The 8,267-nt window shown below is 71.1% G+C and carries 6 protein-coding genes and 1 pseudogene; 2 read left to right on the forward strand and 5 right to left on the reverse strand.

Annotated elements, in window-relative coordinates; genetic code table 11:
* From I5G_RS22345 to I5G_RS12795, 3 genes and pseudogenes are all read right to left on the reverse strand, one after another.
* Positions 1–987 (reverse strand): annotated as a pseudogene (locus tag I5G_RS22345) (glycosyltransferase); the annotation flags it as partial.
* A 289-nt stretch (positions 988–1,276) separates the two neighbouring features.
* Complete coding sequence (locus I5G_RS12790) at positions 1,277–3,307, reverse strand: ABC transporter ATP-binding protein (protein WP_022879406.1); 2,031 nt, start codon at positions 3,305–3,307, stop codon at positions 1,277–1,279.
* On the reverse strand, positions 3,304–5,031 hold the full coding sequence (locus I5G_RS12795; RefSeq protein WP_022879407.1) for an ABC transporter ATP-binding protein: 1,728 nt from the start codon (positions 5,029–5,031) through the stop codon (positions 3,304–3,306). Before I5G_RS12795 ends, I5G_RS12790 begins: the two co-directional genes overlap by 4 nt.
* A gap of 142 nt (positions 5,032–5,173) precedes the next feature.
* Here I5G_RS12795 and I5G_RS12800 point away from each other — a divergent pair, with 142 nt between their 5' ends.
* Positions 5,174–5,767 carry a hypothetical protein gene (locus I5G_RS12800; protein WP_022879408.1) on the forward strand — a complete coding sequence of 198 codons (594 nt, stop codon included), beginning with the start codon at positions 5,174–5,176 and terminating at the stop codon, positions 5,765–5,767.
* A 130-nt stretch (positions 5,768–5,897) separates the two neighbouring features.
* On the opposite strand, the gene I5G_RS12805 is transcribed toward I5G_RS12800, so the two are convergent.
* Positions 5,898–6,281, reverse strand: a complete 384-nt coding sequence (locus tag I5G_RS12805; RefSeq protein ID WP_022879409.1) for a UBP-type zinc finger domain-containing protein — start codon at positions 6,279–6,281, stop codon at positions 5,898–5,900.
* Positions 6,282–6,292: 11 nt separating this feature from the next.
* A complete protein-coding gene (locus I5G_RS12810) occupies positions 6,293–7,009 on the reverse strand; it encodes an alpha/beta fold hydrolase (protein WP_022879410.1) in 717 nt (238 codons plus the stop codon).
* 191 nt (positions 7,010–7,200) lie between these two features.
* On the opposite strand from I5G_RS12810, the gene I5G_RS22350 reads away from it, so the two are divergent.
* On the forward strand, positions 7,201–8,205 hold the full coding sequence (locus tag I5G_RS22350; RefSeq protein WP_022879411.1) for a GlxA family transcriptional regulator: 1,005 nt from the start codon (positions 7,201–7,203) through the stop codon (positions 8,203–8,205).
* Positions 8,206–8,267: the final 62 nt, after the last annotated feature.

The raw sequence follows: 8,267 nt of genomic DNA on the forward strand, positions 1-8,267 counted from the left end.
GCGTTCGCGGCGACGATCGGCAGACCGGATGCCATGGCCTCCATCTTTCGCGATCGACTGGAGTTCCGCGATCGAGGCGATCGCCAAGACGCTCGCGCGCGTGTAGAGCGCACGCAGCTCCTCCTCGGAGGCATGCCCGTGGAAGGTCACCCGATCGGCGATGCCGAGCTGGCCGGCCAGCTGCTCGAGGTTGCGGCGCTGGTCGCCGCCGCCGACGATGTCGAACGTCGCGTCGAGCGCGGGGTCGAGCCGCGCGAGCGCGCGGAGCACGACGTCGATGCCCTTCTCGGTCGTGAGGCGCCCGACGAAGAGGATGCGGTTCGCGTCACGCGGCTCGAGATCGGCCGTGTAGTTCGCGCGATCGATTCCGCACGAGATCGGGATGACGCCGTCGATGTCGAGCGTGGACTCGAGGAAGTCCGCGGCGCGCCGCGTGGGAGTGGTGACCGCCCGCGTGAGAGCGAACGTGCGCTTCGCGTCGGCCCACGCGAGCTTGACGAAGATGCGGTCGAGGAAGTCGGGCAGTGTCGTGAAGTCGAGGATGTTCTCGGCCATCACGTGGTTCGTGGCGACGAGCGGGATGCCGCGCTTGCGGGCTTCGCGGGCGAGACCGCGGCCGATCACGATGTGCGACTGGATGTGCACGACGTCGGGCTTCACCTCGTCGAGCACCCGTCGGGCGTAGTGCTTCGACCGCCACGGCAGGACGAACGTCAGCCAGTCGTGCGGGAGGAAGCGGTAGGCCGGGAGGCGGTGCATCGTCATCGGCTCGCCCTCGATCACCTCGGTGAAGACGCCGGCGTTGCCGTGGCCGACGCTGGGGGCCGCGACGTGGACGTCGTGGCCGCGTCGGACGAGGCCGGCCGCGAGGCGTTCGGCGAAGCGGGCCGCACCGTTGACGTGCGGAAGGAAGGTGTCGGCTCCGATCAGCACCCTGAGCGGGCGGTCATCCGAGGACGAGGGAGCGGGCGTCGCAGGAGTGGTCACGGGTGGTGAGGCCTATCTGTGCGGCGGAACGGGTCGCACTGTGCGGTGCATGCGCGCTCCAACTGTACCCGAGGGGTTTTTCGGTCCCCTGGATGCCGCGACGACCGGGCAGCGGATGACGGCGGGTGACGCGACACGACGCGGCGCGGGTCGGCGCGGTCGACGCGGCGGGCACGGCGACACTGCCGGCGCGGTCGGCGCGGCGGGCACGGCGACACTGCGGGCACGGTCGACACTGCGGGCACGGTGGGCGCCGCGGCCGGATGCCCGGCCGCGGCGCCTCACGGTGTCAGCTGCGCGCCGCGGCCGGATCCGCCTCGGGAGAGGCCGCGTCGTCGCCCGCTGCGGCCTCGAACTGCGACTGGTACAGCCGCCAGTACGCGCCGTGCGCGGCGATGAGCTCATCGTGCGAACCCTGCTCGACGATGTCGCCGTGCTCCATCACGAGGATGAGGTCGGCGTCGCGGATCGTCGAGAGCCGGTGCGCGATGACGAAGGACGTGCGGCCCTCGCGGAGGGCCGCCATCGCCTGCTGCAGGAGCAGCTCGGTGCGCGTGTCGACCGACGACGTCGCCTCGTCGAGGATCAGCACCGACGGCCGCGCGACGAACGCCCGCGCGATCGTGATGAGCTGCTTCTCGCCCGCCGAGACGTTCGCCGCATCTTCGTCGAGCACCGTGTCGTAGCCCTCGGGCAGCGAGTGCACGAACTGATCGACGCGGGTGGCGACGGCGGCCTCGACGATCTCGTCGTCGGTCGCCGACTCGCGGCCGTACCGGATGTTGTCGCGGATCGTGCCCGCGAACAGCCACGGATCCTGGAGCACCATGCCGGTGCGCGAGCGCACGTCGTCGCGGCGCAGTTCGGCGATGTCCTGCCCGTCGAGCAGGATGCGACCGCCGTCGAGCTCGTAGAACCGCATGATGAGGTTCACCAGCGTGGTCTTGCCGGCACCGGTCGGGCCGACGATCGCCACGGTCTGCCCCGGCTCGACGCGGAAAGACAGGTCGCGGATGAGCGGCCGGTCGGGCGTGTACGAGAAGCGGACCGACTCGAACTCGATGACGCCGCGCCCCTCGACGTGGGCGGGGGCGTCGGCGGCATCCGGGTCCTGCTCGTCGGCGTCGAGCAGCGCGAACACGCGCTCTGCCGAGGCGGTGCCGGACTGCACGACCGCCGCCATGCCACCGAGCTGCGACAGCGGCTGCGTGAACTGCTGCGAGTACTGGATGAACGCCTGCACGTCGCCGAGGCGGATCTGCCCGCCGGCGACCATCAGACCGCCCAGGACCGCGATGCCCACGTACGTCAGGTTCCCGACGAACATCATGCCGGGCATGATCATGCCGGAGAGGAACTGGGCCCGGAAGCTCGCCTCGAACAGCTCCTCGTTCTCGACCTCGAACTTCTCGCGCGCGTCCTTCTCGCGACCGTAGACCTTCACGAGCGCGTGACCGGAGAACGACTCCTCGACGCGGGCGTTGAGGCGACCGACCTTCTTCCACTGCTCGCCGAAGGCCTTCTGCGACCGCGGGCCGATGACGCCGAAGATCACGGCCATGAGCGGCAGCGACACCAGGGCGACGAGCGCGAGCTGCCACGAGATGCTGAACATCATGATGAGCACGCCGAGCACCGTCAGCACGGAGGTCAGGGCGCTCGAGAGCGACTGCTGCATCGTCTGCGTGATGTTGTCGATGTCGTTGGTGACGCGCGAGATCAGCTCGCCGCGCTGCACCTTGTCGAAGTAGGACAGCGGCAGGCGGTTGATCTTGGCCTCGACGTCTTCGCGCAGGCGCCACATCGTGCGCACCATGATCACGTTGATCACGTAGCCCTGGATCCACGAGAGCAGAGACGAGCCCACGTAGATCGCGAGCACCGTCACGATCACGATGCGCAGGGCGTCGAAGTCGACGCCGGCGCCGACCTGGAAGTTGTCCATCGCCGCGACGATGTTGGCGATGTCGCCCTGACCCGCCGAACGCAGGGCCTCGACGACGGTGTCCTTCGGCGTCCCCTCGGGGAAGCCCTGGGCGAGCGACTTCGAGACCACGCCCTCGAAGATGATGTTCGTGGCGTTGCCGAGGACGCGCGGGGCGAGCACCGCGAGCACGACGCCGATCGCCCCGAGGAACGAGACGAAGGCGAACGCCCAGGCGTAGGGCCGCAGGAGGCCGAGGAGTCGGCGGAAGCTCGGTCCGAAGGCCGCGGCCTTGCCGGGCGCGACGCTGTTCCAGTCGCCGGAGCCCTGGCGCGCCTGTTCGGCGAGCTCGAGTTCGGCGCGTTCTTCCTCGGTGAGGGCGTCGGGGGTGCTCATGCTTCCACCCCCAGCTGCGACTCGACGATCTCGCGGTAGGTGGGGCTCGTCTGCACCAGTTCGTCGTGCGTGCCGAGTCCGACCATGCGGCCGTCCTCCAGCACGACGATGCGGTCGGCCCCGGTGATCGTGGACACGCGCTGCGCCACGACGATCTTCGTCACTTCGGGCAGCTCGTCCCACAGCGCCTTTCGCAATCGGGCGTCGGTCGTCAGATCGAGCGCCGAGAACGAGTCGTCGAACACGAGGACCCGCGGGCGGTGCACGATTGCCCGGGCGATCGCGAGGCGCTGCCGCTGGCCGCCCGAGACGTTCGTGCCGCCCTGCGCGATGCGGGCGTCCAGCCCGCCCTCCATCTCCGCCACGAAGTCGCGGCCCTGCGCGATCTCGAGCGCGCGCCACAGCTCGTCGTCGGTGGCGTCCTCTCGTCCGAAGCGGAGATTGGATGCCACGGTGCCGCTGAACAGGAACGGTCGCTGCGGCACGAGACCGATGCCCCGCCACAGCTCGTCGAGGTCGGCCTCCCGCACGTCGACCCCACCGACCCGCACGGCGCCGCCGGTGACGTCGAAGAGGCGCGGGATGAGGGAGATGAGCGTGGTCTTGCCGGCGCCCGTGGAACCGACGATCGCGACTGTCTCGCCCGGGGCGGCCGTGAAGCTGATGCCCGACACCACGGGGGCTTCGGCACCGGGGTACGAGAAGGCGACGTCGTCGAACACGACCTCGCCGGGCGCGGGGAAGGCGGAGACCGGGTTCGCGGGGCGCTCCAGCGTCGAGGTGCTGTCGAGGACCTCGCCGATGCGCTCGGCCGATACCGCGGCACGGGGGATCATCACCGTCATGAAGCTCGCCATGAGCACGCCGCCGAGGATCTGCGCCACGTACTGGATGAAGGCGAACAGCGTGCCGATCTCGACACCACCGGCATCCACCTGGATGCCACCGAACCAGATGACGCCGACCACGGTGACGTTCAGCACGAGCATCGCGAGCGGGAACAGGAGGACGAAGAGCGACCCCACCTTGCGGCCGACGACGAGGATGTCGGTGTTCGCGCCGCGGAAGCGCTCCTCTTCGATGCGCTCGCGCACGAACGCGCGTACGACGCGGACGCCGGTGAGCTGCTCGCGCATGACGCGGTTCACGGCGTCGAGCTTGGTCTGGTAGCTGCGGAACAGCGGCACCATGCGCGCGATGATCAGCGCGACCAGCACGAGCAGCACCGGGACGGCGACGCCGATCAGCCAGCTCAGCCCGACGTCCTGCTGCAGCGCCATGATGATGCCGCCGATGGCGAGGAGCGGCGCGCTCACGAGCATCGTCGCGCCCATCATCGCCAGCATCTGCACCTGCTGGACGTCGTTGGTGTTGCGCGTGATGAGCGAGCCGGCGCCGAACTGCGACAGCTCGCGCTCGGAGAACCCGCTCACGCGCTCGAAGACGTCGCGGCGGATATCGCGCCCCGCGGACATGGCGGCCCGCGCGGCGAAGTACGTGGCGATCACGGATGCCGTGATCTGCCCGAGCGAGATGACCAGCATGATCGCCCCGCGCGACCAGATGTACCCGGTGTCGCCGCGGGCGACGCCGAGGTTGATGATGTCGGCGTTCAATCGCGGCAGGTACAACGTCGCGACGGCCGACGCCGCCTGGAAGAGGAGGATGGCGACGAGGAGCCAGCGATATCGCGAGAGATAGCGGATGAGGAGCTTTCCGAGCACGGCGTTCTCCGGGTGTCAGATCGGTGCGGCGCGGCCACCGCGAAAACCAGAGTGGCACGAACCTCCGACATTGCGGGAGCGCTTCCGCCGAGGGCGTACGACAGGCCCGGCATCCCGGCATCCGGGCTCGTAGGCTGGGGCCATGCCTCGACTCCAGGCCGACGCCTCCGCCGCACTCTGGGTCCCCGTGACCGGCTCGCTGGGCCTGCGCGGGAGGCGTCACCGCAAGGCGGCGATCCGGATGCTGCTGACGCAGGCGAACCGCGCGGTCGGCGCGACCGAGCGTCCCGGCAGCGGTGTTTTCGCCTGGGTGGCGAGCCAGGCGGCGCCACTCCTCATGCGCCGCGCCGCCGGGCGCGTGCTCGTGTGGGTGTGGCGGAGCGACCCCGACCTCCTGGTCGTGATGGCGCAGCTGCAGGAGGCGACGCCGCAGCTGCGCGCCGCCCGCGCGATGATGCCCATGGAGTACGACGACACCGAGTCGTTCCGAAATCCGCACCTCGGCGTCGGCGAGAAGCTCGCGATGCCGCTCCCCACCGACGCGCGGACCCCGCCGTTCGCGACCTACACGTGGGACACCGGGGCGCACTTCGTCACGGTCACCGCCGTGTGCGCCGACCGCGAGCGCTTCGGCACCGTCATCGGGGCCGTCGACGACGTGGCGCGCACGCTGCGCGTCGTCGACGACCTCCGCGTCGGCGAGTCGGCCACGGTCCTGCGCCTCGACCCGGCCTGAGCGCCTCCGGCCCCGGCCGCGAGGACGGGCCCCGCGCCGGCAGCCGGCCCCGGTCGCCGAAACAGAGCACCGGATGCCACGCCCCGGCGCCGCGTCACGCGCCACGCCGAGCCAGCGCGGGGCGACCCCGTCACGCGCCCCCGCGCCGGGCGGCATCCAACTGCGCCTCCCAGTCCTCCGGGAGACGGTCGGCCGGCCCCGGAACGGACTGATCGGCGGGATGCGAGGTGGGCGGGGCCAGGGGCGGTCCTTGCACGGCCTCGCCCAGGGCGAAGTCCCACCACCAGTCCTCGCCCGGCTCGAAGCTCTGGATGTACCGGTGCCCGGCGGCCTCGGCGTGCGCGGTCGCGTGGCGGTGCAGCGAGGAGTCGCAGCACCCCACGTGCCCGCACGCGGCGCACCGCCGCAGGTGCACCCACCAGCCGCCGATGCGATCGCACTCGAGACAGCCGGTGCCGCTCGGCGCGACGGCGGTGTCGATCTGCGCCGCCGCGCCGTTCCGCTCGAACGCCATGGGGAGTCCGATCAGCCCAGTTCGGCGATCGCGTCGGTGATCACCTTCGCGACCTCGGCGGGGTGGGACTGCATCACGAGGTGCGGGGCGTCGAGCTCGATGACCGAGCGGAGGCCCGCGCGCTGGTAGCCGAAGCGCTCGACGTCGGGGTTGATGGTGTGGTCGGCCGACGAGACGATGCCCCACGCGGGCTTCGTCTTCCACGCGGCGACGGGCGCGGCCTCACCGAACGCGAGCGCCGTGAGCGGCCGCTGCGACACCGCGAGCACCTCGGTGGTCTCGCGCGAGACACCGGCGGCGAAGACGTCGGGGAACGCGGCGATCTCGACCGAGACGTCGATGCCGTCCTCGGCCCCGACCACCGGGAACGGCGTGTAGACGAGGTGCTGGGCGAGGTCGGAGTCGGGGAAGCCGCCCTGCAGCTGGCCGAGGCTCTCCCCCTCCTCGAGCGCGTAGCCGGAGACGTAGACGAGGCCGACGACGTTCTCGGCGACGCCTGCCACCGTGATGACGGCCCCGCCGTACGAGTGCCCGGCGAGGATCACCGGTCCCTCGATGTGCTCGACGACCGAGCGGATGTACTCGGCGTCGCCGAGCAGGCTTCGGTTGGGCACCGCGGGCACGCGCACGGTGTACCCCTCGTCCAGCAGCAGACGGGTGACGGGGGCCCAGCTCGCGGAGTCGGCGAACGCTCCGTGGACGAGGACGATGGTGGGGGATGCGGACATGTCGGTGCGTTCCTCTCGCGGGCGGCGGGGATGCCGTGCCGGTCACCGTACGCTCCGGGTTACGGCCCCGGCACGGGCAGGTGTCGAGACTCCCGTGCGACACCTGTCGGAAGAGATCGCCGTGTGCTCGAGCCCGATCGGTGGGAGGGTGGAGCCATCCCCTCGCCCGTGAACCACCCGGAGGACACGACATGGATGCCGGACGTCGCCGCATCGGCTTCCTTCTGTTCGACGGGGTGAAGGCGTTGGACTTCGTCGGTCCGGCGGAGGTGTTCTCCGAGGCGAACCTCACGACCGACGCGTACGAGATCCTGTTCTTCTCACGGGACGGGGAGGGCGTCGAGGCGTTCATGGGGCTGCGCCTGGGCGTCGACGGGGCGGCGGCCGACAGCGGACCGCTCGACACCGTGATCATCCCCGGCAGCGAGCGGGCCCCCGCGGTCTTCGACGACCCCGAGCTGCGCGCGGCGATCCTGTCGCTCGCGCAGAGATCGCGCCGCGTCGCGTCGATCTGCAGCGGTGCGTTCGGACTGGCGGCGACGGGTCTGCTCGACGGCTTCCCGGCGACCACGCACTGGAAGTTCGCCGACATGCTCGCCGACCGCTACCCGCTCATCGAGGTGGACTCCGAGCGCATCTACACGCGCCAGGGCGACGTCTACACGTCGGCGGGCGTGGCGGCGGGGATCGACCTCGCGCTCGCGCTGCTCGAGGAGGATCTCGGCACCGACGTCGCGCGCAGCGTCGCGCAGCACCTGCTGGTGTACATGCGCCGCTCGGCGGGGCAGTCGCAGTTCTCGGCGGCGCTGAAGCTCCCGGCTCCGCGCACCCCGCTCGCGCAGGCGGTGGCGGAGTACGTCGCGAACGACCCGACGCGGCCGACGACCGTGACCGAGCTCGCCGCGCACGTCAACGTCAGTCCGCGGCACCTGACCCGCGTCCTCCGCGAGGAGTTGGGCGTCACGCCGAGCGCGTACATCGCCTCGCTGCGGCTGGAACTCGCCGTCAACCAGCTCGAGAACGGACGCACGGTCGCCGAGTCCGCCGCGGCCGCGGGCTTCTCGTCCGCCGCAGCGCTCCGCCGCGCGTTCGTCGAGCGCTACCGCACGACGCCGTCGGCGTATCAGCGGCGGTTCCGCTCGCCGAGCGTCGGCATCGTCCCCGGCGACGAGCCCGCGACCGGGTGGGCGGGGTAGACCCACGTCGGGCGCCTACGGCACGATCGGGATGGATGCCAGGGGGCTGGGAATCCACCCCC

Origin of the sequence: Microbacterium sp. B19 (assembly GCF_000333395.1) — a bacterium.
GTDB lineage: Bacteria > Actinomycetota > Actinomycetes > Actinomycetales > Microbacteriaceae > Microbacterium.

Excerpts from the sequence above, each read along its gene's own strand:
- I5G_RS12790 (WP_022879406.1), bottom strand. The coding sequence starts at position 3,307 with ATGAGCACCCCCGACGCCCTCACCGAGGAAGAACGCGCCGAACTCGAG.
- I5G_RS12800 (WP_022879408.1), top strand. The coding sequence starts at position 5,174 with ATGCCTCGACTCCAGGCCGACGCCTCCGCCGCACTCTGGGTCCCCGTG.
- I5G_RS12805 (WP_022879409.1), bottom strand. The coding sequence starts at position 6,281 with ATGGCGTTCGAGCGGAACGGCGCGGCGGCGCAGATCGACACCGCCGTC.
- I5G_RS12810 (WP_022879410.1), bottom strand. The coding sequence starts at position 7,009 with ATGTCCGCATCCCCCACCATCGTCCTCGTCCACGGAGCGTTCGCCGAC.
- I5G_RS22350 (WP_022879411.1), top strand. The coding sequence starts at position 7,201 with ATGGATGCCGGACGTCGCCGCATCGGCTTCCTTCTGTTCGACGGGGTG.